The 869-nt window shown below is 32.6% G+C and carries 1 protein-coding gene; it reads right to left on the reverse strand.

Annotation, left to right across the window (positions count from 1 at the left end):
* Positions 1–123: 123 nt before the first annotated feature.
* Positions 124–834 (reverse strand): HAD family hydrolase, encoded by a 711-nt coding sequence (locus V7014_RS24900; protein WP_335511426.1) that lies wholly within the window; start codon positions 832–834, stop codon positions 124–126.
* Between the last annotated feature and the right edge of the window lie 35 nt (positions 835–869).

Raw genomic sequence — 869 nt, forward strand, 5'->3', positions numbered from 1 at the left:
CTATAGTATATGTCTATTTATTCAAATTATCCCTTTTCCCTTTGGGAAGCTATATATGTTGTAGCCTACTAAAAAAGCAATTTTATAACAGCTAGTAATAAAATTGCTTTTGTTTAATTCCTATTAAGATGTTTTCAACAAATTTGGTATTTCCATTAAATTTTGAATTGGCTTATACAGTGGATTTGTAACATCTATATCATACTGATCGGCTTGCCAAGTTTCTTTTACTACATGAATTCCCAAAATATTATTAGCTAAGGCTGGGTAAATATCGCTCTTTAAAGAATTACCTATCATCACATAATTTTTCTTACTATGTTTCACCATTACTTCTTGGAGAGTTTCGGGTGTTTTATACGGATAAACATGAATGTCATCCATAAAATCAGCTACACCTGATTCGATTACACGCTTCCTCTGTACTTCCTCTTCTCCTGCCGTTAATACTGCCATTGAAAAACCTTTATTTTTTAAACTTTCAATGACCTCGATTGATTCAGGAACATTTTCATATTTACGCACATATATATCCCCTACAGCTTCAATAATCTCGTTCAACAAGGTTGGATGTGGAGCTAAACCATGTTGCTCGAAATAAGTATGAGATGTTTCTAACCAGCTATTTAAATAGCGTGAACGGATGAACCCAAATTCTGAAACCATCTTTAAGTCTAAAATTCTTTGCATATGCAAAAGTTCTTGTTTCGCACGATCATCGCCATAAATTTCTTTTGAAAGAAGATTTGCACAGTAACTATTTGTTTTTTCAAATTCTGGATTTGTAATAATGATCGTATCGTCCAAATCCCATAGTAGCATCGGTTGATCCATTACACATTAACTCCTTACTATAAAGTGAAACTTTA

The sequence above is a fragment of the Bacillus sp. JJ722 genome (genome assembly GCF_036963345.1).
In the GTDB taxonomy this organism is placed as follows: domain Bacteria; phylum Bacillota; class Bacilli; order Bacillales; family DSM-1321; genus Bacillus_AD.